Here is a 22,878-nt window from a genome sequence, read left to right on the forward strand (position 1 = left end):
GGGTCAGTCGGGCGGGGGCGCTTCGACCGGCGTGCCCGGCTCGATGACATCGGGCTGGGGCGGGCTGATCTCGTCGGGTTGTCCGGCCGGATCTTCCTGCGGGGTTGGCGTGGCAGGGGTTTCGGGCGGCGATTGCGGCTCGATGCGGTCGGGCTTCGGCGCGTCGGGTTGGCTGGCCATCTTCTCGGTGATCCTCGGCTCGTGTGAAGACCTGCAACGGGGGCGAGGATAGCATGGTTCCGCCCCGGCACGGCACGCCAAAGGCATGCTATCCATGGGTGCTTGCCCTTTGCGTGTGCCTGCGATAGGGGCACCGCTCGCTTTTCGCCGGATGCGGGCGTGGCGGAACTGGTAGACGCAGCAGGTTTAGGTCCTGCCATCGCAAGATGTGGGGGTTCGAGTCCCTTCGCCCGCACCAGAGCCGCCCGGCCGGCTCCGCCACCAACAAAATGACGTGACGTCTTACGAGAAAGTTGGATCACAGATGCAGATCGTCGAAACCAGCAACGAGGGCCTGAAGCGCGCCTACACCGTGACCATCGCCGCGGCCGACATCGCGTCGCGCGTCGAGGGTGAGATCTCCAAGATCGCCCCCCAGGTCCGCATGCCCGGCTTCCGCCCCGGCAAGGTGCCCGCCAACCTCGTGCGCAAGATGCATGGCCCCGCGCTGCACCAGGAAGCGCTGCAGACCTCGATCCGCGATGCGATGGACAAGCTCGTCGCCGACCACAAGCTGCGCCCGGCGATGAACCCGGATGTCGCGCTGGCCGATGGCTACGAAGAAGGCAAGGACGCCGAACTGACCGTCAGCCTCGAAGTGCTTCCCGAAATCACCGTGCCATCGCTCGACGGCATCAAGCTGGAAAAGCTGGTGGTTCCGGTCGAGGAATCGCAGGTCGACGAACAGATCGAGCGCATCGCCTCGGGCCAGAAGTCGTTCACCGACGCGCCTGAAGGCACCGCCGCCAAGGATGGCGACCAGCTGATCATCGATTTCCTCGGCAAGCTCGACGGCGTCGCCTTCGACGGCGGCACTGCCGAAGACCAGCCGCTCGAAATCGGCGCGGGCCGCTTCATCCCCGGCTTCGAGGAACAGCTCGTCGGCGCCAAGGCGGGCGATGAAAAGGTCATCACCGTGACCTTCCCCGAAGATTATCCGGCCGAAAACCTGAAGGGCAAGGAAGCCACCTTCGACATCAAGGTCAAGGCGGTGAAGCACCCGGGCGAATTCGAAGCCAACGACGATTTCGCCAAGATGCTCGGCCTCGAAAGCCTCGAGCAGCTGCGTGGCCTGCTCAAGGGTCAGCTGGAGCAGGAAACGGCCGGCCTTACCCGCACCGCGATGAAGCGCGCGCTGCTCGATCAGCTCGCCGCGGGTCACGACTTCGCCGTGCCGCCGTCGATGGTCGAAGCCGAATTCGCCCAGATCTGGCAGCAGCTGGAACAGGAAGCCTCGAACGAGGAAAATCCTGAGGAAGCGCTGAAGGAAATCGAGGCCGAGAAGGACGATTACCGCAAGATCGCCGAGCGCCGCGTGCGCCTTGGCCTGCTCCTGTCGGAAATCGGCCAGGCCAACGGCGTGCAGGTGACGCAGCAGGAAATGGAAATGCTGATCCGCCAGGCGGCGCAGCAGTACCGCGAGCAGGACCGCCAGCGCTTCGCCGAATACGTCCGTTCGGAGCCCATGGTCGCTGCCCAGCTGCGCGCCCCGCTCTATGAAGAAAAGGTCGTCGACTTCCTGTTCGACAAGGCCGAAGTTTCCGAACGCGAAGTGACGCGCGACGAACTGCAGGCCGCGATCGAAGCGGACGAGAACGGCGCTGCGCCGGCCAAGGTCGAATCGAAGAAGAAGGCTCCGGCCAAAAAGAAGGCCGCTGCCGCTGAAGAGGCTCCGGCCGAGGCCGCTGCCGAGGAAGCCAAGCCCGCCAAGAAGGCGCCGGCCAAGAAGAAGGCTGCCTCCGAAGACGCGCCGGCCGAAGCCGCTGCCGAGGAAAAGCCTGCTCCCAAGAAAAAGGCTGCTCCCAAGAAGAAGGCCGAAGAGGCCTGAGGCGCGGCTCCTCTGGCAAACAGGGGGCGTGATTGATAGGAAGGCCCGGTACGCGCGATGCGTGCCGGGCCTTTTGCTTTGTCCGATGGCCCGTGTCTCGGGGGTGGGGGGAGCGGAGTGAAGCAGCCAGCCGCGCGCGCCAACCGGCTCGATCGTGTCCTGCTAGGCGCCAGCCTCGTCGCTGCGGTTTCCTTCGTCGCCTGGCGGACGGGGCGCGGCAACGGGCTCGGCAACGATACTTACGCCATGCTCGTCACGTGGCAGGAAATGGTGCACCACGGTCGTTACGTCGCCTCGCGCTACACCGGCTACATCGATCCGCTGCCCTAGCGGCGCGGCATCATTCTCCCCAGCGCTTGAGCGAAGGTGTGGCCAGCGGCGCGGTGCGTGCGCGTTCGTAGGCGGCGCCGGCTTCGAGCACGCGCTTGTCGTCCCACGCCGCACCGATCAGGCTGAGCCCCACCGGCAGGCCTTCAACCGCGCCCATCGGCACGCTGAGGTGCGGATAGCCCGCGATCGCCGCCAGCGAACCCGCGCCGATGCCGGACAGCCCGTGCGATTCGGTCACCATGTCGATCGGCCAGGCGGGCCCTTCCGTTGGCGCCACCAGCAGGTCGACCTTGTTTTCGCGCAGCAAGCGGTCGATGCCCTCGGGCCCTGCCAGCCGCAGCGAGTTGGCGCGTGCCTGCTCATAGGCGGCGCGATCGGTCGTTTTGTCGGCGAGCTCGAACGTTTCCTGCCCGAACCAGCGCAGTTCGGTGTCGGCATGCGCGCGGTTGAAGGCAATCACGTCGGCAAGGCTGCGCACCGGCGGCGTGCCCGGCAGGCCGGCAAGGTACGCGCCAAGGTCGGCGCGCAGTTCGTAGAGCAGGACGGTGAATTCGTCGCGGAACATCGTCTCGTCGGGCTTGTAGGCGATCTCCACGATCTCGGCGCCGCCGCGCTTCAGGTCCGCCAGCGCCTGGTCGAACAGCGCGAGCACCTTGGCGTTCGACCCAGCCTGCTGCCGCAGCACGCCGATCCGCCTGCCCTTGAGCGTCGCGGTATCGAGCCCTGCGGCAAAGTCGCCTCGGTGCGCATCGGCGGGGGCCGTCGCGGCATCGGCGGGATCGCTTCCGGCCATTGCGGTCAGCAGCAGCGCTGCATCGTGCACGCTGGTGGCCATCGGACCCGGAGTGTCCTGGCTGTGGCTGATCGGCACGACATGGGTGCGGCTCACCAGCCCGACAGTGGGCTTGAAGCCGACAATTCCGGCAACACTCGCTGGGCAGGTGACAGATCCATCGGTTTCGGTGCCGATTGCCGCCCAGGCAAGGCCCGCTGCCACCGCTGCCCCGCTGCCCGAGGACGAACCGCAAGGGCTGCGGTCGATGGCGTGGGGATTGTGCGTCTGCCCGCCCACCGCGCTCCAGCCGGAAACGGAATGGTCCGAACGGATGTTGGCCCATTCCGACAGGTTGGTCTTGCCCAGGATCACCACGCCGCTTGCCCGCAGCCGTGCCACCAGCGGCGCATCGCGGCCGGTCACGTTGTCCTTCAGCGCAAGGCTTCCTGCCGTGGTCGGCATCGGGTCGCGCGTTTCGATATTGTCCTTGATCAGCACGGCGCGCCCGGCGAGCGGCCCCTTGCGCTTGCGCGCGGCGGCCTCCTGCGCCTCTGCGTCCGGGTTCAGCGCGATCACCGCGCCCAGCATCGGCCCGGCATCGTCGATCGCGGCAATGCGGGCGCGATAGTCGGCCACGCCGGGTTCAGCCAGCGCGGGGAGGGCGCCTGCGCCGGCAAGCGCAGCGCCAAGCGGCAGGGCAAGCAGGGTGGATTTCAGGCGGGCTGTCATCGCGCAGGCGTCCCCTCGGGTTTGCTCTTCGCCGCGAAGCTGCGTCGGCAGCGCGGTGAGGGCAAGCAGCGGCGCTAAAAAGGGTGCTACCCGTTAGTGTCGGCATCAGGGTTTGCGCCGATGTTGGGTTAACGCCCTTGAACATCGCGCCGGGGCACGCGACATAGGCCCTCGCAAATCACATGAGGAACATCATGCTCGACCTGTTCGGCGCCACTGGCGCTCAAGGAAAGTTCACCACCGACCCCATCACCGGCGCTCTCATCCCGGTCGTGGTCGAACAGTCGAGCCGCGGCGAGCGCAGCTTCGACATCTATTCGCGCCTGCTGCGCGAACGCATCATCTTCGTGACCGGCGAGGTCGAGGACCACATGGCCTCGGTGATCATCGCCCAACTGCTGTTCCTCGAATCGGAGAACCCGTCGAAGGACATCTCGATGTACATCAACTCGCCGGGTGGCGTGGTGACCGCTGGTCTCGCGATCTACGACACCATGCAGTACATCCGCCCGCGCGTTTCCACCGTGTGCATCGGCCAGGCCGCCTCGATGGGTTCGTTCCTGCTCGCAGCGGGTGAGCCGGGCATGCGCATCGCGCTGCCGAATGCGCGCATCATGATCCACCAGCCGTCGGGCGGTGCGCGCGGCATGGCCTCGGACATCGAAATCCAGGCGCGCGAGATCCTGCGCATCCGCAAGCGGATGAACGACCTCTACGTCAAGTTCACCGGTCGCACGCTTGATGAAATCGAGAAGGCGATGGACCGCGACACTTTCCTCGAGGCAGAGGAAGCCCGTGCGTTCGGTCTGGTGGACAAGGTCTTCGAGTCGCGTCCCGCAACGGATCAGACCGGCGTCGAAGAAGGTTCGGGCGGCGCGCCGACGCCCTGATGAATGCTTTTTCCACGGTACCTTAAGCCGAAAGCAAGGTACCGTGGGATAAGCCGGTTTACCTGTTTTCGTGTCCGGTTGATTAATGCCCTTGGGGTAGTAGGATGATCGGGCCCGCCTCTCGTGGAGAGGCGCCTGGGATTGAAGAATGACCAAGCTTTCCGGATCGGATACCAAGAGCACCCTCTACTGCAGCTTCTGCGGAAAATCGCAGCATGAGGTGCGCAAGCTGATTGCCGGGCCGACCGTGTTCATCTGCGATGAATGCGTCGAACTGTGCAACGACATCATCCGCGAGGAAACCAAGGCAGGCATCGCCGGCAAGAAGGACGGCGGCGTCCCCACCCCGCGTGACATCTTCGAGACGCTGAACGATTACGTGATCGGCCAGGACCGCGCCAAGCGCGTGCTCTCGGTGGCAGTCCACAATCACTACAAGCGCCTGAAGCACAGCGGCAAGGGCGGCGACGTCGAACTGTCGAAGAGCAACATCCTGCTCGTCGGCCCGACCGGTTCGGGCAAGACGCTGCTCGCCCAGACGCTGGCGAAGACCTTCGACGTGCCGTTCACCATGGCCGATGCCACCACGCTGACCGAAGCCGGTTACGTTGGTGAAGACGTCGAAAACATCATCCTCAAGCTGCTGCAGGCCAGCGACTACAACGTCGAAAAGGCGCAGCACGGCATCGTCTACATCGACGAGATCGACAAGATCAGCCGCAAGGCCGAAAACCCGTCGATCACGCGCGATGTGTCGGGCGAAGGCGTGCAGCAGGCATTGCTCAAGCTGATGGAAGGCACCACTGCCTCCGTCCCGCCGCAGGGTGGCCGCAAGCATCCGCAGCAGGAATTCCTGCAGGTGGACACCACCAACATCCTGTTCATCTGCGGCGGCGCGTTCGCGGGGCTCGAAAAGATCATTGCCGACCGTTTGCAGAAGCGTTCGATCGGCTTCGGCGCGCACGTTGCCGATCCGGACAAGCGCAAGGTGGGCGAACTGCTGCAAAAGGCTGAGCCGGAAGACCTGCTTAAGTTCGGCCTGATCCCCGAATTCGTCGGCCGTCTGCCGGTGATTGCCACGCTCAACGACCTTGATATCGAGGCGCTGGTGAAGATCCTGCGCGAACCCAAGAACGCGCTGGTCAAGCAGTATGCCAAGCTGTTCGAGCTCGAAGACGTCGCACTGACCTTCACCGAGGATGCGCTCGAGGCGATCGCCAAGAAGGCCATCGAACGCAAGACCGGCGCGCGCGGGCTTCGCTCGATCGTTGAAGGCCTGCTGCTCGACACGATGTTCGACGTGCCGACCGAAAGCGACATCGCCGAAGTCGTCGTCGACAAGGATGTCGTCGAAGGCCGCAAGGAGCCGGTGCGCGTGCTCAAGGGCAAGGAAGCCGCTGCCTGATCGGCAGCGCGGCTACAGCACCCGTCCAGAATGCATGAAGGGCTGGCTTCCGCAAGGAAGCCAGCCCTTCTGCTTGATGCGATCGTCGCGCTCGGATCAGTTAGGGAGCGAAACCGCGTCGGTCACGTGAATCACGCCGTTCTTCTGGAACACATCGGCCTGCGTGACGGTGGCGGTGCCGCCCTTTTCATCGGTCAGCACAACCTTGCCGCCAACCACTGCCGCCGTCAGCACACCACCGGAAACCGTGGTCAGCTTGGTGCTGCCGCCGTCGGCCTTGATCTTGGCAATAAGCTGTTCGGCCGAAACGCGACCCGGGACGACGTGATAGGTCAGGATCTTGGTCAGCGTGGCCTTGTTCTCGGGCTTCAGCAGCGTGTCGACCGTTCCCGCCGGCAACTTGGCGAAGGCGGCATTGGTGGGGGCGAAGACGGTGAACGGGCCAGAGCCGTTCAGCGTGTCGACCAGACCGGCTGCCTTCACGGCCGCAACCAGCGTGGTGTGATCGGCAGAATTGACCGCGTTCTCCACGATCGTGCGGCTGGGCAGCATGGCAGCGCCGCCGACCATCACCGATGCATGGGCGGCGTGACCGGAATGGGGGCTGGCAAGCGCGGGTGCCGACGCAAGGCTGCCGGCGGCAACAGTAGTGGCAAGCGCCAGACCGGCGGTGCGAAGGGGGAAGCGGATCATCGTGGTCTCTCCTCGTGTGGCGGGAAGAGACGCGGCGGGTCAGGGGTGCGGAGCACGCAGGCGGCGAGGGGATAGCCGGCACGCGACCGCAGATCCACGATCCGCATCGCCCCTTCCCGCACTGGCAAGTGGGGACGATCCGCCAGCTAACGACCTGTCCCGAAGGGAAATTCGCGCGGGCGAACGTCAGACCACTTCTTCGCGGTGAAGGCGGCAGGCGTGGCTTTCCTCGGCCACTTCGATCTGCACCGTGGTATGGCCGATGCCGAAGTCGTGCTCCAGTTCCTCGGCCAATTCATGCAGGAACGCATCGCCGGGGTGCCCGGCCGGCATGACGAGATGCGCGGTCAGCGCGGTTTCGGTCGTGCTCATCGGCCAGATGTGCAGGTCGTGCACGGCGGTCACGCCCGCTTGCGCGGCCAGGAACGTGCGCACCTTGCTCTCGTCGATCCCGGCCGGGACGCCGAGCAACCCCATCTTGACCGAGTCTTTCAGCAATCCCCAAGTGCCGCGCGCGATCACCGCCACGATGACGAGGCTGGTGACCGGATCGATCCACGTCGCCCCGGTCAGCATTATGGCAAGGCCCGCAAGCACGACCCCGGCGCTGACCGCGGCGTCGGCCACCATGTGCAGATAGGCGCCGCGCACGTTGATGTCGTGGTGCCGGCCGCGCATGAACATCAGCGCCGTGGCCATGTTGATGGCGATGCCGATCGCCGCCACGACCATCACCGGCCCTGCCTGGATCGGTTGCGGATCGAACAGGCGGCGCAGCGTTTCCACCGTGATCGCGCCGAGCGCGACGAGCAGCAGCGAGGCATTGCCCAGCGCGGCGAGGATCGAGCTCGACTTGAAGCCCCAGGTGAAACGTGCCGAAGGCGGCCGCTTGGCTAGCACGCTGGCACCCCACGCGATCAGCAGGCCGAGCACGTCGGACAGGTTGTGTCCCGCATCGGCGACCAGCGCCATCGATCCCGACAGAATGCCGTACAACGCTTCGACCACCACGAACCCGGTGTTGAGCACCACGCCGATGGCAAAGGCCCGGCCGAAATCCGCCGGCGCATGGGAGTGCGCGTGCCCGTGTGAGTGCCCGTGCGAGTGGCCGTGGCCATGATCGTGGCCGTGATGATGATGCGCGTGCGAACCGGACATGGGTGGACCCCTAGCGGTTTGATGCGGCTTGGAAAATGCCCTTGGTGCGCCAGGGGGCCTGTAAGCCGGGTTCTGTAGCGCCGACGGTATGCGATTGAGCGCACCGTATCGCCGCTGGCAGCCATTCCTCTAGGCAGGCCGTTGCCGGACTGCTCAAGCAATCAACCCGGACCGCTGGCCCGAAACTGGCCTGCCTCGCGCAAACGAGGCGCGCGGTCCCTATTCGATCTTGCTCCGGGTGGGGTTTGCCGTGCCGCTTCCGTTGCCGGTCGCGCGGTGCGCTCTTGCCGCACCCTTTCACCCTTACCCCTTCGAGAAGGGGCGGTCTGCTCTCTGTGGCACTTTCCCTTGACCGTCGGCTGACGCTTCCGGCCCGGCGGGTGTTACCCGCCACCCTTGTTTCGTGGAGCCCGGACTTTCCTCGGCATCAGACGAACTGACGACGCGGCTGCCCGGCCCCCCGGCGCGAGGGGTCACCTAGCATGCCCCATATCGCGTTCCAACAGCAGTTCGAACAACAGCGCGCCCAGTTGCCCGTCGATCTCTCCGGTGATGCGATGGGGGCGCCAGCGCCGTTCGAACGCGCGGACGGCGGCGGCGGGATCGCTGATGTCGTAACCGAAGCGTTCGAGCGCGAGGAAGAAGGCGCCGTCGTTGTCGAACAGCAGCCGCATCTTGAGCTTGGGCTTGGGCAGTGCGAGGCGCAGGCGGGCGAGCATGTCCCAATCGAACAGTTCGCCCGGATCGGTCTTGCGGGCAGGGGCGATGTCCGAATGGCCGACGACGTTGGCGCGCGGCACGTTGTGGCGCTTGACGATATCGGCCAGCAGCGGGGCGAGCGCTTCCATCTGCGCATCGGGAAAGGGGCGGTAGCCCCATTCGTGCCCCGGGTTGACCAGTTCGATCCCGACGCTGGCCGAGTTCACGTCGGTCACCCCGCGCCAGTAGGAGCGCCCCGCGTGCCAGGCGCGCTTTTCTTCGGGGACGAGGCGGGTGACAGTGCCGTCCTCGTCAATCATGTAGTGCGCGCTGACTTCGGCAGCGGGATCGCACATCCGCTCCAGCGCTTCCGCCGCGCTCTGCATGCCGGTGTAGTGGAGCACCACCATCGTCACGGGCAGCTTGCGCTCGTTCCAGTTGGGCGAGGCGACGTCCCGGTGGATCAGCCAGCGGTTCATGGCCAGCGGCTCAGCGGGCCAGTCAGGCCGCCGCCGGGAGCACCGCGCCGAGCACCAGCGCCTCTGCCGTGGCGTGGACCTGCACGCCGCCGCCAAGCTGCGCGGCGATGAGCTGGACCATCGCGGCCGGCGCGGTCTTGCTGGAGAGCCCGCCTTCGCCCTGCCGTCCTTCCAACGCTTCGCCGATGGTCGGATCGAAAGCGACCCGGGTGCCGCTGGCGCGGACTACGATCTCGGTCGCTTCCGCCCCGGCTTCGGCACCGATATCGAGCTGCCCGCCGCGCACCAGCGCATCGATGCCGATCAGCGCAAGGTTGAGCAGGATCTTGATCGCGCTTTTGGGCAGGCTGTCGCTGCCGAGCACCCAGTTGACCGCAATGCGCCCGTTGTTGCCGACGAGTGCATTGACCAGGCTTTGCGCTTCGGACAGCGGGACCATGTCGCCAAAGCCGCCGGCGGCGCCGAAGGCGAGGCGGAAGAAGCGCAGCTTGTCGGCAGAAATGCGCGCGCTTTGTTCGAGCAGTTCGAAGCACTTCTCGCGCATCGCCGGGTCTTTTTCCTCGGCCAGCAGTTCGAGACCGTTGGTGAGCGCACCCACCGGGCTCAACAGGTCATGGCACAGCCGCGAGCAGAGCAGGCTGGCGAGATCGAGCGAGGCAGTGGTCATGAGCGGGTTTCGCATCCTGTCGGGAAGGGGGCTGGAAAGGAGGGGGTTGACGGGGTTGACACGGTCCTGAGAGAAAAATCGCGCGGGGCAATTCCATGCAAAATCCGGGTGATAGCCGAATGATGCAGAAATGGGCGGAGGACCGTCATGCGGTTCGCCTTACCCATCTGCGACCTCGTAGGAAAGAGGGGCGAACCCCGAGGCGGCATCGCGCCAGAGCGTCACGCTCCCACCTGCTGCAATAGCCCAGATCCGCCCGTCCCGCGCGGCATCGGCGGCATCGCGGGACGATGGACGGGCAAGGCCGTTGGGATGCGAATGATAATAGCCTAGCAATTGGGCCTGCTGGTCCGTTCGCGCTTTGCGATGGGCCGCGATCAAAGCTGCCGGATCGATTTCGAAATGGTGTGCAGGGTCTGCCGCGACGTTGGCGGTGGCAGCGGCCTCGACAATTCGTTCGCCTGATCCGAGCAGCAGGCCACAGCATTCATGGGGGTGGGCCCTTGCCGCCGCATCAAGGATTGCGGCGTGGGCCGAAGCTGTCAACGTCACCGGCACGTGCGGAGATTGGGCGCAAAGCCCTTCGCGCACAACCCTTGACTGCACGGTAATGGCGCATCGCGGGCTGGGCTGAGTGGTCCTACATAAGGCCCGGATTCCCGATGTTACCCATTGTGCGGCATGACACCTTCGGACCCGCCCCGAAATTTTCGGGGAGCGTGCGGAGAAGCGCCGTGCTGCGCAACAAGACCATCATCGCCAAAGTCTGGATCGGATGCATCATTCTGGCGGTCGCTGCGGTCGTGTCGACCACGATCAGCCTGATCGGGATGAGCCGACAGCAGGAAGCCATGCACGCCATCGCCGGCGCGACCGATCTGCTGCGCAATCACATGGAGGCCGACATGGGCCACGATGCGATCCGTGGCGAAGTCGTCAGCATCGTCGCATCGCGCCAGACAGGCGCGATCGATGGCGCAGCCGCAGCGAGCGAACTGCGCACGCGCATCGACGACTTTGCCCAGCACATGGCGACAACCGCCAAGGCGGCCGACGCGCCCGGCGTGGCCAAGGCCCGCGCCCGCGCAGACGCGGCATTCCGCGCCTATGTCGATATCGCCCGCCAGATTGCCGACGAGGCGGCCGCAGGGCGCGTGCCAGACGATGCCAAATTGCGTCAGTTTCAGCAGCTTTTCGAGGAGCTGGAAGGGGAAATGGCCAAGGTATCGGATGCGGTGCAGGCCCACGTTGCGGAGACTTCGGGCGACGCTGATGCCATTGCCGGGCAGGCACGATGGATGACCATCGCCAGCCTGCTCATCATTCTGCTCGCGCTTGCAGGTGTTGCCCGCACCGGCCGTCGATTCCTGATCGATCCGATCCTGAGTCTGGCTGCGCGGGTACGCGAATTGGCGGACGGGAAGCTTGACGTGATGGTGAGCGGCGATGGCCGCAGCGACGAGATCGGCGACCTTGCGCGATCGGTCTGCGACCTGCGCGACGGTCTTGCCGAAGCGAAGGCGGAAACCGCCCGCCAGGCGGACACGATCATCGCCTCGATCGGCACCGGCCTTAGCGAGCTTGCATCGGGCAACATCGCCTATCGCATCGAACAGCCGCTTGCCGGCCGCTTCGAGAAGCTGCGCAGCGATTTCAATGGCGCGCTTGGCGAGCTGGGCGCCGTGCTGGCAGGCATGCAGAGTTCGACCGAACACCTTCATGCGGTTGCGCGCGACATCGGCGGTGCGGCCGGGGACCTGTCCAACCGCAACGCCAACCAGGCGGCGAGCCTGGAGGAGACCGCCGCGGCCATCGCCAGCCTGGCCCAGCGGGTGGCGGGATCGACCGACGCAGTTTCTACCGCACGCCATGCCGTTGACAGCGTGGGCACGGAAATGAGCCGGGGCGGGGAAGTGATCCAGGATGCCGAAGCGGCCATGGACAGGATCGAGCTGGCATCGCAGCAGATAGGCAGCATCGTCAGCGTGATCGATGGCATCGCCTTCCAGACCAACCTGCTTGCGCTCAACGCGGGGGTCGAGGCGGCGCGCGCGGGCGAACAGGGCAAGGGTTTTGCCGTGGTCGCCAGCGAGGTCCGTGCGCTTGCCCTGCGCAGCGCCGATGCTGCGCGCGAGATCAAGCAACTGATCGAGAACTCATCGCAGGAAATCGGCGAAGGCGTGCGGCTGGTGCGCGATGCGGGCGCCAGCCTGCGCGCGATTACCGAGCAGATGAGCGAGATCAACCGGATGATGGAGGTGGTCGAGGCTGGCGCCAGCGAGCAGAACGCCTCGCTCGCCTCGATCGACGCGACGTCGAAGCAGATCGAGAAGATCACGCAGAGCAATGCCGCCGTGGCCGATCAGGTGAGCAAGGCCAGCCGCGATGTCGTCGCCTCGATCGGGGAAGTCGTCCAGCAGCTCGACCGTTTCGTGATCGCCCGGACGCAGAACCGCGCGCCGAGCTTCGGGCTCGCGGCGTGAAGCTGCGCCGCGCCCCGGTTGCAGCCAGCGCCGTGCTGGCGTGCGTGGCGCTTGCAACGCCGTTGCGCGCGGCGGACAAGCCGGTGGAACTGGGCACGGAGGTCACCGTCGATGTCGTCGGAGTGGCCAAGGGCGGAGCCGATCATCGCGCACGGGTGCTCTCGAACGTGGACCTTACTGCCGCGCTCGACCTTGAAGCACTTGCGGGATGGTCGGGTGCGCGCGCCTTCGTCTACGTGCTCGACAACCATGGCCTGCGACCCAACGATGCGGCGGGCAAGCTGGAAGGCGTGAACAACATCGAGGTGCCCAAGGCGGGGACGCGACTGTTCGAGGCGTGGGTGGAACAGGACCTAGGCCGCGGGGCAAGCCTGCGCGTGGGGCTCTATGACCTGAACAGCGAATTCTATGCGACGGATTCCTCTGCAGTGCTGATGGCGCCACCGTTCGGCATCGGTTCGGAGTTTGCCGCGACCGGTCGCAACGGTCCTTCGATCTTCCCCTGCTCGGCGCTGGCCGCGCGGCTTTATGTGCCCGTGGGCGACGACGACGCGTTTGCCCGGCTCGCCGTGCTGGGGGCCAAGGCCCAGACGCTGGGCGATCCAGGGGGCATTGATCTGCAGTTTGGCGACGGCCTGCTGTTCGTGGGCGAAGTGGGCGAAGCCAAGGGCAGCACGCGGCTGACGCTGGGAGGCTGGGGCTATTCGCGCGGCTCGCTCAACGCGTACCTCATCGGGCCCGATGGCGAGCCTGTGCGCAAGCCTTCGTTCGGCGCCTATGCGATGTTCGAGCAAGACCTGCTGGCGCGAGACGACCGCAAGCTGACCGCCTTCGTGCGGGCGGGGCTCAGCAACAAGGACGCGGCGCCATTTCGCGGCGCGCTGCAAGCCGGCGTGCTGCTGGCGCCGGCGCTGGTTGGACGGCCCGATAGCCTGTTTTCCGTGGGCTTTCACGAATCCTGGACCAGTCGATCTTTTCGCGCGGCGGGCCGCGCAGAGGGCATGATCCCGGCCAACGAGCAGGGGATCGAGGTGACGTATGCGGACAAGATTCTGCCGTGGCTTGCGCTGCAGCCCGACGTGCAGTGGGTGCGCCATCCGGGCGGCGACGAACGGGCGCCTGCGGGCGTGATCCTGAGCCTGCGGACGATGGCGAGCTTCTGATTTGAAGCGCCGGGCAAGGGCGCCGCAGCGGCTCTTGTTGGAATTGAAACGATACCCATATGGCCGTGCATGGGGGGACATGACGCGATCATCGAAGGTGTGATTGCCCCCGGCGGCCAGCGGCTCGACCGGGCACTGGCGGATTCCACCGGCCTGTCGCGCGAGAGGATCAAGGCGCTGATCGACGAGGGCCGGGTCGAGCTTGCCGGCAAGGCGGTGAAGCAGGCCTCGCTCAAGGCGGCAGAAGGAACCCCGTTCGCCGTGCGCGTGCCCGAAGCGGCCCCGGCCGAGGCGGTGGCGCAGGACATTCCGCTTAACGTCGTGTTCGAGGACGCGCACCTGATCGTGGTCGACAAGCCGGCCGGGCTGGTGGTGCATCCGGCAGCGGGCAATCCCGATGGCACGCTGGTCAATGCGCTGCTCCACCATTGCGCGGGCCAGCTTTCGGGGATCGGCGGTGTTGCGCGTCCGGGCATCGTCCACCGGATCGACAAGGATACCTCGGGCCTGCTGGTCGTGGCCAAGAGCGACGCGGCGCACGAAGGTCTGGCAAAGCAGTTTGCCGACCATTCGATCAGGCGCGCCTACAAGGCGGTGACCGCGGGCGTGCCGATGCCGCCGGCCGGCACCGTGCGCGGCGCGATCGGCCGATCGAACCACGATCGCAAGAAGATGGCGCTGGTAGAAGAGGGGCGCGGCAAGCACGCGGTGACGCATTACCGCACGCTGGAACCGCTCGACGGGGCGGCGCTGGTCGAATGCCGGCTGGAGACCGGGCGGACCCACCAGGTGCGCGTTCACCTTGCATCAATCGGTCATGCCCTATTGGGAGATCCTGTCTATGGACGACCTCCGGCACGCATCAGACCCATTCTCCAGCGACTCGGCTTCAGCCGCCAGGCGCTGCACGCGGCCGAGCTCGGGTTTCTCCACCCGATCAGCGCGGAGCCGCTTCATTTCGCCAGCTCGACGCCCGTCGACATGCGGGAACTCATCGTCGAACTATGCGCTCAAGAACAGGGTGCGCGGCTTATGGAGAAGCTGTAGTGTAGGGTTTCTGCCCGAGTAGATTCCATGTGTGGCCCCACCGCCCGACGCCCAGTAGGGGTTAGGTATCGGGGTACCGACGCGACGAAAGGAAGTGTTCAGGTGAGCGAACAGACCAAAGCGGCCAGCGTCCCCGCGCTTAACGGGGAAGCCAGCCTCAACCGCTATCTATCCGAGATCCGCAAGTTTCCGGTGCTGACCGCAGAGCAGGAATACATGCTCGCCAAGCGTTACCAGGAACACCAGGATCCACAGGCCGCCGCACAGCTGGTGACGAGCCACCTGCGGCTCGTGGCCAAGATCGCCATGGGCTATCGCGGCTATGGCCTGCCGGTCAGCGAGCTGATCAGCGAAGGCAATATCGGCCTGATGCAGGGCGTGAAGAAGTTCGAGCCCGACCGGGGCTTCCGCCTCGCCACCTACGCCATGTGGTGGATCAAGGCTTCGATGCAGGAATTCATCCTGCGCAGCTGGTCGCTGGTCAAGATGGGCACCACCGCCGCGCAGAAGAAGCTGTTCTTCAACCTTCGCCGGATGAAGAAGAACCTCGAGGCGTTCGAGGACACCGACCTGCATCCGGACGACGTGCGCAAGATCGCGACCGACCTCGGTGTGCCCGAGCAGGAAGTGATCAACATGAACCGGCGCATGATGATGGGCGGCGATGCTTCGCTGAACGTCTCGATGCGCGAGGACGGCGAAGGTTCGTGGCAGGACTGGCTGACCGACGATCGCCCGCTGCAGGACGAGACCGTGGCCGATGCCGAAGAGGCGCAGGTGCGGCACGAACTGCTGGTCGAGGCGATGGAAAGCCTCAACGATCGCGAGCGCCACATCCTGACCGACCGTCGCCTGATCGACGAGCCCAAGACGCTCGAGGAACTGAGCCAGGTCTACAACGTCAGCCGCGAGCGCGTTCGCCAGATCGAGGTGCGCGCGTTCGAGAAGCTGCAGAAGGCGATCCAGAAGATCGCCGGCGAGCGCAGGCTGCTGGTGGCGGGCTGAGGCCCTTCGCCAAATCAACGAAAAGCGGGGCGGCCGGGGGAAACTCCGGCCGCCTTTGCGTTCAGCGACCGGCCCTGAAGTAGAAGCGCAAGCCCAGGCCGCAGATCAGCGTCACGCCGATCCACAGCACGATCTGGGAGATCACCACCGTGCGGTTGAAGCCATCGTCGGCGGCAGGGAGCAACAGCAGGAACAGCAGGCCGAGCGACGCGGCGGCGAAGATCAGCCAGGTGCGGGGGGAAGGGGTGCTGGACATGGCCTGGAAATAGGCCGCACCGGAGACATGGGCAAGCATTGCGCTGGTGCATTGATCGCGCCGCGTTCGCGTGGCTATTGTAACGGCAATGCTGACCGACGCGCTCAAGCCTTCCCGCCCCAAGAAGTCCCACGGATTTGCCTATCGCCTCGGCTGGTGGATCGGCCGGGCGATCGTCATATTCCTGGCCGTGTCGGTGGGCCTGACGCTGCTCTACAAGTTCGTGCCGGTGCCATACACGCTGACCATGGCGATGGACGCCAACGGCGTGACCAAGGACTGGACCCCGCTGTCGCGGATCGATCGCAACATGGTCGACGCCGCCATTGCCGGCGAGGATTCCAAGTTCTGCAGCCATTCGGGCTTTGACACCGATGCGATGCAGCAAGCCTTCGAGCGGAACCTGAAAGGCGGGCGCATTCGCGGCGGGTCGACCATCAGCCAGCAGACCGCCAAGAACGTGTTCCTGTGGCAGGGCGGCGGCTATTTCCGCAAAGGACTGGAAGCCTGGTTTACCGTCCTGATCGAGCAGATCTGGGGCAAGCGGCGGATCATGGAGGTCTACCTCAACGTCGCGGAAACGGGGATCGGCACCTATGGCGTCGAGGCGGGGGCCATGCGCTATTACAACAAGGGGGCGCAGAGCCTGAGCCGGGTCGAAGCCGCGCGGATCGCGGCGGCCTTCCCGGCGCCCAAGAAGCGCGAAGTGATTGGCGCCAGTGGCTTCACCCGCAGGCATGGCAACGCCATTGCCGCGCGCGTGAACGTGGTGCGCGGCGATTACGATTCCTGCGTATATCGCTGAAGATGAGGCGCTGAAAATCAGGCGCTGAAGATCGGGTGCGAGGGCCGCCCAGGGCTGATGGGCGGCCCTCGTTCCGTCAGGTGTACGCCTGTCCTGCCGGAACCTCGATCGATACGGCGCCGTCCCTAGGGAAACGGACCATGGCCCATTGGTAGGACTACTGCGCATGGCGCGCAGTGCCGCGACGCACGGCCCGGACAAAAATACGGCGCGGACGGCATGGTGCCATCCGCGCCGGTCCGCCGCCTCGGGAGGGATTGAGGCGGCGGGAGGGGTTGCGCTTCGATCAGAAGTTCAGGTTGAACGAGCCGACGATGGTGCGCGGCGCGCCGAATTCGACCTGCGGGTTGTTCGAGGCAGCAGGCTGCGTCGACAGGTTGGCGAAGTACGACTGGTCGAACAGGTTGATCACGTTCAGCTGCAGCCAGGCCGCGCCATTGCCGATCTTGCCGATGGTGAACCGGGCATCGAGATCGACCGTGGTGTAGCTGGGCGCGATCACGTCGTTGACGTCGGTCAGGTAACGCTTGCCGACGTACTTGCCCTGGACGCCGAGCGACACGCGTTCGAGATCGAACTGCACGCGGCCGCCCACCTGCCACTTGGGCGTTTCGGCGACGAACTTGTCCTTGGTCGGCGAGATCACCGCGCCGGTCTTCGGATCAAGCACGTTGTCCTGCAGCTTCGCGCTGATCCACGAGCCGAACGCATAGAGCGACAGCACGTCAACCGGCTTGAAGGCGACGCTGGCATCGACGCCATAGCTCTTCACCTTGCCGACGTTGCGATCCGTGTTGAGCGTCGAGCCGTCATCCAGCAGCACCTGCGAGGAGATGATCCGGTTCTTGTAGCCGATGTACCAGCCCGAAAGCTGCGCCTGAACCTTGCCCGTGGCATAACGCATGCCGAGGTCGAAGGAGTTGGTGCGTTCCGGCTTCACGTCGATGGTCGGCTGGATCTTCACGCCGTCAAACGCATAGAGGTTGTCGGTCCGCGGGGCCGAGAAGCCCTGACTGAAGTTGCCGAACACGCTGACTTCGGGCGTGAACTTGTAAACGAAGCCGGCGTTGGGCAGCACGGTGTTGTAGTTGACCGTGCGGCCCTTGTACGGCGCGGCATAAGTCGGGAACTTCGCCGCGACGACCGCTGCGCTCTCGCTGGTGCAATAGGCATCGTTCGAGCTGCCGGGGATGGTCCAGCAGTTGTTGGTCAGGTTGCGCTTGAAGAACGGCGCACGCACGCCGGCCTGCAGGGTCAGCGCGTTGTCGAAGAACTTGCCCACGTATTCGCCCGCGACCTGGTGCAGGATCGCGTAGGACAGGCGATCACGCTTCTGGATCACGTTGCCGGCCGCATCGACCGCGGCCACATCGCTCTTGATGCCACCGAAATCGTCAAGCGGGTTGCCGTTCGACGCGAGGTAGCCCGCTTCACCGGTCTGGCGATGACGCGCGCGGTCGTACGTGTAAGCGAGGCGCACGGTCTGCGACGGGTCGATTTCCCAGCGCAGCGAGGCGGTGGCGCCCAGGCGATGCGTGCGCGTGTTCGATGGGAAGTAGAGGCGCACGTAATCGTTGAGATCGCCGTCACCGTTCAGGTCGACGCCGGTGGCAATGCCTGCACCCAGGCGCGAGCCTTGGCGGTTGTAGGCGCCGTTCTTGCCTGCATTGGCGTTGCTTTCGGCAAAGACCGAGGTGCCGCCACCGTTGGCCAGGGTGTACTGGTAGCTGCCGTCGACCGTGAAGATCAGGTTGCTGGCCAGCGTGAAGCGCGAATTGAAGCGGATGTTGCCGGTGTCCGACGGATTGATCGACGTGCCGTAGTAGTTGCTGCAGGTGCTCGTCGAACCGTTGCTGGGCGTGACCGTGCCCTTGGGGCCGAGTGAGCAGGAAGCATCGTTGTTGAAGCCGAACAGCGTATCGAACTGCGTGTCGCTGAGCTTCGACAGATCGAGCGGGTTCGCAGCCGAGATCGACGCTGCAGCCGGGATCGTGCCGGTGCCGAGCAGCGTGCGCATGTCGTTCACGCCGACGCGGCGGTAGAAGTTGTTGCGGTTCTGGTTGTAGTGGCCGGCGATCGACAGGAAGTCGCCATTGTTGCCGAGCGGCTGATAGATGCGCGCGTTGTACTGCGTCTTCTTGATTTCGCCGGGGCCACGGAACTGGTCGTAGCGGGTGTTGCTGGCAGCGACGAAGGCGCGCGTGCCCCAGGGGCCGATCTCGCCGGTGTCGATCGCGCCGAACACGCGGTTGTAGTCATAGGTGCCGTGCGAATAGTTGAACGTCGCGCCCAGGTCCTGCTTGGGCAGGCGGGTGCGATAGTTCACCGTGCCGCCGGCGGCGCTGGCCGTGGGGCTGTCAACGTCGGTGGCGCCGAAGTTGATGTTGACCTGTTCGATCAGTTCCGAATCGAGCTGCTGGTTGGTGTAGAGCGCGTAGTTGCCCGAATCGTTCACCTGAATGCCGTCGAACGTGGCCGAAACGCGCGCGCCGTCGAAGCCGCGGATGCGCAGGTTGCCGCCGCCGGCGCCATAGGGGTCGGTGCTGGTGAAGTTGACGCCGGGCACGATGTTGATCGTATCGAAGATCGCCTTGCCCGGGTTCTGGCGAGCGATCAGCTCCTGCGTCAGAACGGCCTTGGCCTTGGGCGTGTCAGGCGTCTTGATGCCATCGACCGCGCGTTCACCACGCGCACCGGTGACGATGATCGAATCCTCGACATCGGCCGAGCCGGTGGACTGTGCATAGGCCGACTGGCCCGCGACGACGATCGCCAGCCCGCTGGCGGCGATGAGGAAATTGCGTTGCATCGAATAGCCCCGTTTGTTGCCCGGGGGAGAGTGCCGGGCGGTCAGTTTGCGAACCCACATGCGAACCGTCGCACGGCGGGCCCCGGCCGGACCCGCACCATCGGCGGCGGGCCTTGCCAGGACGGATGCGCTTCTAGCGGCACCCGCCCGCCTGCCAAACCGGTTGCATGTGACACGATTGTGACGCTTCGGTAATCGGCGAAACACTATCGTTAGATATGGAAAATTTCCGGCGCCCTCACGCGGCGCTGGCGCACAAAAATTGCGCCATTTCAACGATGCACGGTCTCAATGCTGCGTCTGTGACTTTGCTGCAACGCAGCAGGGAAATCTGCTTTTGACGCATGCGAGCAGGGAACCGCGTGTGATGAATCGCCGCATCAAGCGGGTGCGTGCGCGAGAAAACGGCGCCTTGGTTGCCGGCAGTGCAATGCCGCACCATTGCGCCGGGGTCAGTTCGCCTCGGTAGGCGTGGGTGATTCGACCGTGAGCAACCAGCGCTGGGTGCCCTCGAGCCCGATCGCGGTCAGCCGTCCGGTGGCATAGGCGCCCGTGTCGATGCCGATGCGCAAGGGAGTAACTTCGGGCGAGTCGGTGATCGTGTGTCCGTGAACCACGGCGAAATCGCGCAAGCTGCGGTCCTGGAGGAACTCGCCGCGAATCCAGCGCAGGTCGGCAACCTGCTGCTGCTCTATCGCCACGCCGGGCCGTATGCCCGCATGGACGAACAGGTAGTCGCCGATACGGATGCGGTCTTCCATCGCCCGCATGAAGGCGACGTCCTCCGCCGGTACGACTTCGGGCATGAGCGCGCGCAGCTCCTCGATCGTGGTGCGCGCGTAGGCGTCATAGTCCATGTAGCTGAGCATCGTCTCGCGCCCGCCATGGCGCAGGAAATGCCGCAGCGTATCGTCGCGACGGAACGAGCCGAGGAACATTTCCTCGTGATTTCCGGCCAGTACCCGCACCTTGCGTGTGCTGGCCCAGTGGCGCGCGGTGCGCATCACGCCGGCGCTGTCGGGCCCGCGATCGACCAGATCGCCAAGCAGGATCACCGTGGTGTCGGCCGGGCCGCGCGCCGCGTCATCGGCCTCGATCCGCTCGATGATCGCCTGAAACAGATCGTGCCGCCCGTGGATGTCGCCCACCGCATAGACCCTCTCGCCCGCCGGAATCGCGGTCGGCGGAGCGGGTGGGTCCTGGGGACCGCTGAAGATGGAGCGAAGCTTCTTGAGCATGGCAGAGGGCTAGCAACGCCCAAATACGCCCATTGTGCCGCAGTGCACAAGCCGATGCGATTACCTGATGCGGAAATGCCACATTCTGACGTCAACCGGCAATATTCTGTTACATTAGGCTTGTGCGCTGCAACATACCAAGGCACCGCTGTTGGCGCAGGACCAAGCCGCCCCGCATCCCGGTCACGGGACAGGACAGAGGGTGACAGGTCCGGCGCAGGTGGGACGACGCGTCAAGACCAAGCAAAGGAATGTCCATGCGCACGTCCATCAAGGCCCTTCTGGCCTCGACCCTTTTCCTCGCCGCCGCCACGCCGGCGCTCGCGGACGACACCGCTCCACCCAGCGATATCAAGATCACCGGTTCGGCCGCGATCGTCAGCCAGTATCGCTTCCGCGGCATTGCCCAGTCGGACAACAAGCCGGCCGTGCAGGGCGCGATCACCGTTTCGCATTCGTCGGGCTTCTACGTTTCGACCTGGGGTTCGAGCGCCAGCGCGGGTAACGGCGCGGTCAACATCGGCGGCACCGAAATCGACGTCTACGGCGGCTTCGCCCACGGGCTGGGCAGCAGCGGCGTGAACATCGACGTCGGCGTCTATGGCTACCTCTATCCGGGTGCCACCGCCGGCAACTACTGCGAGATCTACGGCTCGCTGTCGAAGGCGCTGGGCCCGGTCAACGCCAAGGCCGGCATCAACTTCGCCCCCGCGCAGAAGAACCTGCGCGTCTACCCGACGCACACCAACACCTATGTCTACGGTGAACTGTCGGGCGCGATCCCCAACACCCCGCTGACTGTCCACTCGCACCTTGGCCACACCGGCGGCGCGTTCGACTGGACCAAGGACTATCTCGACTACTCGGTCGGCGTTGGCGCCACCTACAAGAACCTGACGCTCGACGTGTCGTGGGTCGGCACCAACGTCAGCCGCAAGGACGCGGCCGCCAAGCCGATCACCTCGCCGTTCGAAACCTACCGCGCGGCCAAGGACGTCGCGGTGGTCTCGCTGACCGCGACGTTCTGATCCGGACCGCCGCGGCACGGGGGGTGTCGCGGCGGACCCGTCACGCGAAAGGCCTGTGGGGCAACCGCCCTGCAGGCCTTTCCTTTTGGCAGCGGCTGCCTATCTCTCGGCCATCCTTTCCCGAGACGAGGCGAGCCCCACGTGACCAAGTACCTGCACACCATGATCCGGGTCACCGATCCGGACGCGACGATCGCCTTTTTCCGCCTGATCGGGCTTGAGGAAGTGCGCCGCTTCGACAACCAGGCCGGGCGCTTCACGCTGATCTTCCTGGCAGCGCCGGGTGAAGAAGGCGTCGCGGAAGTCGAGCTGACCTATAACTGGCCGCCCGAGGACGGGCAGGGCGAAGTCTACACGGGCGGGCGCAACTTTGGCCATCTCGCCTATCAGGTCGACGATATCTACGAGACTTGCCAGCGCTTCCTCGACGCGGGCCTGACGGTCCATCGCCCCCCGCGCGACGGCCACATGGCGTTCGTGAAATCGCCTGACGGCATCTCGGTCGAACTGCTGCAGAAGGGGCGGCTCGAACCGCGCGAACCGTGGGCGAGCATGGAGAATATCGGCACCTGGTAAGCGGCGCGCAAAAGCGTGCAGGGGACTGCCGAAACCCCTTGCCACCGCCGATACCGCTGGCTAAAGCGCGCGCCTGCCCACAAGGCGCGCCGCTTTAGCTCAGTCGGTAGAGCACATCATTCGTAATGATGGGGTCACGTGTTCGAGTCACGTAAGCGGCACCATTTTCTCCCAACATGACTGTCCATCGAAGCTGCAACGCCTGCGCATCTCTGCGCGCGTGCGGCGCCATTTGTGTCATCGCGCGCGATTTGCCGGTCTTCCCTGCGCCGCTGCCGGACGAGCACTGCCACAGGCGTCCGCAGGCTTGGTAAAGGGCAGTCTGCAGTTGCTCGTTCGCCCGGCACCCCGAAGTGCGCGCGATCGGCGCTGCTGGAGCGCCATGCGGCGGCTGCATGGGCGAGGTTCCCGCTTAGTGATCCGTCGCCGCCAGTTCGGCGCTGCTCACTTGACTGAAGCCGGCTCCTGATCCTGGCCACATTGGGCTTGATGCAGAAGAAAAGGGCAGCCGCTGCTGCGACTGCCCTAAGTGTGTTCCATGTCACTGGGGAGGTGATGCATGGACTTTGCTGGAGATGCCGCCCCAAGCGGGGAGG

At 65.3% G+C, this 22,878-nt stretch carries 21 protein-coding genes, 2 tRNA genes and 1 other RNA gene; 13 read left to right on the top strand and 11 right to left on the bottom strand.

Translation table 11 applies throughout. The features are described from left to right. Window positions 1-3: 3 nt before the first annotated feature. On the bottom strand, window positions 4-180 hold the full coding sequence (locus AACH40_RS03270; RefSeq protein WP_338644175.1) for a hypothetical protein: 177 nt from the start codon (window positions 178-180) through the stop codon (window positions 4-6). Window positions 181-333: 153 nt separating this feature from the next. Here AACH40_RS03270 and AACH40_RS03275 point away from each other — a divergent pair. From AACH40_RS03275 to AACH40_RS03285, 3 genes are all read left to right on the top strand, one after another. Beyond that, window positions 334-418: transfer RNA gene (locus AACH40_RS03275), tRNA-Leu, on the top strand. Window positions 419-484: 66 nt separating this feature from the next. After that, window positions 485-2,047 (top strand): trigger factor, encoded by a 1,563-nt coding sequence (gene tig / locus AACH40_RS03280; protein WP_338644176.1) that lies wholly within the window; start codon window positions 485-487, stop codon window positions 2,045-2,047. Between the two features lie 117 nt (window positions 2,048-2,164). After that, window positions 2,165-2,377, top strand: a complete 213-nt coding sequence (locus tag AACH40_RS03285; RefSeq protein ID WP_338644178.1) for a hypothetical protein — start codon at window positions 2,165-2,167, stop codon at window positions 2,375-2,377. Between the two features lie 10 nt (window positions 2,378-2,387). Here AACH40_RS03285 and AACH40_RS03290 read toward each other — a convergent pair whose 3' ends face one another. Continuing rightward, complete coding sequence (locus AACH40_RS03290; protein WP_338644179.1) at window positions 2,388-3,881, bottom strand: amidase; 1,494 nt, start codon at window positions 3,879-3,881, stop codon at window positions 2,388-2,390. Between the two features lie 194 nt (window positions 3,882-4,075). On the opposite strand from AACH40_RS03290, the gene clpP reads away from it, so the two are divergent. Together clpP and clpX are read left to right on the top strand one after the other, a co-directional pair. Further along, entirely contained in the window at window positions 4,076-4,771 is a 696-nt protein-coding gene (gene clpP, locus AACH40_RS03295) for an ATP-dependent Clp endopeptidase proteolytic subunit ClpP (protein WP_169492258.1), read from the top strand. Between the two features lie 148 nt (window positions 4,772-4,919). Continuing rightward, window positions 4,920-6,176, top strand: a complete 1,257-nt coding sequence (clpX, locus tag AACH40_RS03300; RefSeq protein WP_169492259.1) for an ATP-dependent Clp protease ATP-binding subunit ClpX — start codon at window positions 4,920-4,922, stop codon at window positions 6,174-6,176. A 96-nt stretch (window positions 6,177-6,272) separates the two neighbouring features. Here clpX and AACH40_RS03305 read toward each other — a convergent pair whose 3' ends face one another. From AACH40_RS03305 to AACH40_RS03330, 6 genes are all read right to left on the bottom strand, one after another. After that, window positions 6,273-6,869, bottom strand: a complete 597-nt coding sequence (locus AACH40_RS03305; RefSeq protein WP_422394876.1) for a fasciclin domain-containing protein — start codon at window positions 6,867-6,869, stop codon at window positions 6,273-6,275. Window positions 6,870-7,055: 186 nt separating this feature from the next. Next, window positions 7,056-8,027 (bottom strand): cation diffusion facilitator family transporter, encoded by a 972-nt coding sequence (locus tag AACH40_RS03310; RefSeq protein ID WP_338644180.1) that lies wholly within the window; start codon window positions 8,025-8,027, stop codon window positions 7,056-7,058. 45 nt (window positions 8,028-8,072) lie between these two features. Continuing rightward, an RNA gene (gene rnpB / locus AACH40_RS03315) (RNase P RNA component class A) lies at window positions 8,073-8,491 on the bottom strand. Between the two features lie 9 nt (window positions 8,492-8,500). Beyond that, the gene (locus tag AACH40_RS03320; RefSeq protein ID WP_169492262.1) at window positions 8,501-9,205 is read right to left on the bottom strand and encodes an N-acetylmuramoyl-L-alanine amidase; all 705 of its coding nucleotides are present in this window, start codon (window positions 9,203-9,205) and stop codon (window positions 8,501-8,503) included. A 22-nt stretch (window positions 9,206-9,227) separates the two neighbouring features. Then, on the bottom strand, window positions 9,228-9,872 hold the full coding sequence (locus tag AACH40_RS03325) for a histidine phosphotransferase family protein (RefSeq protein WP_169492263.1): 645 nt from the start codon (window positions 9,870-9,872) through the stop codon (window positions 9,228-9,230). 159 nt (window positions 9,873-10,031) lie between these two features. Then, on the bottom strand, window positions 10,032-10,478 hold the full coding sequence (locus tag AACH40_RS03330) for a M67 family metallopeptidase (RefSeq protein WP_338644182.1): 447 nt from the start codon (window positions 10,476-10,478) through the stop codon (window positions 10,032-10,034). Window positions 10,479-10,606: 128 nt separating this feature from the next. Here AACH40_RS03330 and AACH40_RS03335 point away from each other — a divergent pair, with 128 nt between their 5' ends. The 4 genes from AACH40_RS03335 to rpoH all read left to right on the top strand — a co-directional run bounded on the left by AACH40_RS03335 (window position 10,607) and on the right by rpoH (window position 15,570). Further along, window positions 10,607-12,355, top strand: coding sequence for a HAMP domain-containing methyl-accepting chemotaxis protein (locus AACH40_RS03335; RefSeq protein WP_338644183.1), 1,749 nt, complete (start codon window positions 10,607-10,609; stop codon window positions 12,353-12,355). Next, the gene (locus tag AACH40_RS03340; RefSeq protein WP_338644184.1) at window positions 12,352-13,518 is read left to right on the top strand and encodes a carbohydrate porin; all 1,167 of its coding nucleotides are present in this window, start codon (window positions 12,352-12,354) and stop codon (window positions 13,516-13,518) included. Before AACH40_RS03335 ends, AACH40_RS03340 begins: the two co-directional genes overlap by 4 nt. A 69-nt stretch (window positions 13,519-13,587) precedes the next feature. Beyond that, window positions 13,588-14,565 carry an RluA family pseudouridine synthase gene (locus AACH40_RS03345; RefSeq protein WP_338644185.1) on the top strand — a complete coding sequence of 326 codons (978 nt, stop codon included), beginning with the start codon at window positions 13,588-13,590 and terminating at the stop codon, window positions 14,563-14,565. 102 nt (window positions 14,566-14,667) lie between these two features. After that, complete coding sequence (gene rpoH, locus AACH40_RS03350; RefSeq protein ID WP_169492268.1) at window positions 14,668-15,570, top strand: RNA polymerase sigma factor RpoH; 903 nt, start codon at window positions 14,668-14,670, stop codon at window positions 15,568-15,570. A 61-nt stretch (window positions 15,571-15,631) separates the two neighbouring features. Here the strand turns inward: rpoH and AACH40_RS03355 are convergent, their stop codons facing one another. Next, window positions 15,632-15,865, bottom strand: coding sequence for a hypothetical protein (locus AACH40_RS03355; protein WP_338644186.1), 234 nt, complete (start codon window positions 15,863-15,865; stop codon window positions 15,632-15,634). A gap of 49 nt (window positions 15,866-15,914) precedes the next feature. On the opposite strand from AACH40_RS03355, the gene mtgA reads away from it, so the two are divergent. Then, window positions 15,915-16,631, top strand: coding sequence for a monofunctional biosynthetic peptidoglycan transglycosylase (mtgA, locus tag AACH40_RS03360; protein ID WP_169492272.1), 717 nt, complete (start codon window positions 15,915-15,917; stop codon window positions 16,629-16,631). 286 nt (window positions 16,632-16,917) lie between these two features. Here mtgA and AACH40_RS03365 read toward each other — a convergent pair whose 3' ends face one another. After that, window positions 16,918-19,440 carry a TonB-dependent receptor gene (locus AACH40_RS03365; RefSeq protein WP_338644187.1) on the bottom strand — a complete coding sequence of 841 codons (2,523 nt, stop codon included), beginning with the start codon at window positions 19,438-19,440 and terminating at the stop codon, window positions 16,918-16,920. A 452-nt stretch (window positions 19,441-19,892) separates the two neighbouring features. Further along, entirely contained in the window at window positions 19,893-20,678 is a 786-nt protein-coding gene (locus tag AACH40_RS03370; RefSeq protein WP_338644188.1) for a metallophosphoesterase, read from the bottom strand. A 257-nt stretch (window positions 20,679-20,935) separates the two neighbouring features. Between AACH40_RS03370 and AACH40_RS03375 the strand changes: the two genes are divergently transcribed. From AACH40_RS03375 to AACH40_RS03385, 3 genes are all read left to right on the top strand, one after another. Beyond that, on the top strand, window positions 20,936-21,706 hold the full coding sequence (locus AACH40_RS03375; protein WP_338644189.1) for a TorF family putative porin: 771 nt from the start codon (window positions 20,936-20,938) through the stop codon (window positions 21,704-21,706). Window positions 21,707-21,847: 141 nt separating this feature from the next. Next, on the top strand, window positions 21,848-22,282 hold the full coding sequence (locus tag AACH40_RS03380; RefSeq protein WP_338644190.1) for a VOC family protein: 435 nt from the start codon (window positions 21,848-21,850) through the stop codon (window positions 22,280-22,282). 88 nt (window positions 22,283-22,370) lie between these two features. Continuing rightward, window positions 22,371-22,446: transfer RNA gene (locus AACH40_RS03385), tRNA-Thr, on the top strand. Window positions 22,447-22,878 lie beyond the last annotated feature (432 nt).

Origin of the sequence: Novosphingobium olei, from assembly GCF_037076535.1 — a bacterium.
GTDB classification, from domain to species: Bacteria; Pseudomonadota; Alphaproteobacteria; order Sphingomonadales; family Sphingomonadaceae; genus Novosphingobium; species Novosphingobium olei.

What these genes read in the sequence shown, in the direction of transcription:
- clpX (WP_169492259.1), top strand. Translation starts at nt 4,920, where the DNA reads ATGACCAAGCTTTCCGGATCGGATACCAAGAGCACCCTCTACTGCAGC.
- mtgA (WP_169492272.1), top strand. Translation starts at nt 15,915, where the DNA reads ATGCTGACCGACGCGCTCAAGCCTTCCCGCCCCAAGAAGTCCCACGGA.
- AACH40_RS03345 (WP_338644185.1), top strand. Translation starts at nt 13,588, where the DNA reads ATGGGGGGACATGACGCGATCATCGAAGGTGTGATTGCCCCCGGCGGC.
- AACH40_RS03325 (WP_169492263.1), bottom strand. Translation starts at nt 9,872, where the DNA reads ATGACCACTGCCTCGCTCGATCTCGCCAGCCTGCTCTGCTCGCGGCTG.
- AACH40_RS03370 (WP_338644188.1), bottom strand. Translation starts at nt 20,678, where the DNA reads ATGCTCAAGAAGCTTCGCTCCATCTTCAGCGGTCCCCAGGACCCACCC.
- AACH40_RS03320 (WP_169492262.1), bottom strand. Translation starts at nt 9,205, where the DNA reads ATGAACCGCTGGCTGATCCACCGGGACGTCGCCTCGCCCAACTGGAAC.
- clpP (WP_169492258.1), top strand. Translation starts at nt 4,076, where the DNA reads ATGCTCGACCTGTTCGGCGCCACTGGCGCTCAAGGAAAGTTCACCACC.
- AACH40_RS03270 (WP_338644175.1), bottom strand. Translation starts at nt 180, where the DNA reads ATGGCCAGCCAACCCGACGCGCCGAAGCCCGACCGCATCGAGCCGCAA.
- tig (WP_338644176.1), top strand. Translation starts at nt 485, where the DNA reads ATGCAGATCGTCGAAACCAGCAACGAGGGCCTGAAGCGCGCCTACACC.
- AACH40_RS03305 (WP_422394876.1), bottom strand. Translation starts at nt 6,869, where the DNA reads ATGATCCGCTTCCCCCTTCGCACCGCCGGTCTGGCGCTTGCCACTACT.
- AACH40_RS03290 (WP_338644179.1), bottom strand. Translation starts at nt 3,881, where the DNA reads ATGACAGCCCGCCTGAAATCCACCCTGCTTGCCCTGCCGCTTGGCGCT.
- AACH40_RS03310 (WP_338644180.1), bottom strand. Translation starts at nt 8,027, where the DNA reads ATGTCCGGTTCGCACGCGCATCATCATCACGGCCACGATCATGGCCAC.
- AACH40_RS03355 (WP_338644186.1), bottom strand. Translation starts at nt 15,865, where the DNA reads ATGCTTGCCCATGTCTCCGGTGCGGCCTATTTCCAGGCCATGTCCAGC.
- AACH40_RS03365 (WP_338644187.1), bottom strand. Translation starts at nt 19,440, where the DNA reads ATGCAACGCAATTTCCTCATCGCCGCCAGCGGGCTGGCGATCGTCGTC.
- AACH40_RS03375 (WP_338644189.1), top strand. Translation starts at nt 20,936, where the DNA reads ATGCGCACGTCCATCAAGGCCCTTCTGGCCTCGACCCTTTTCCTCGCC.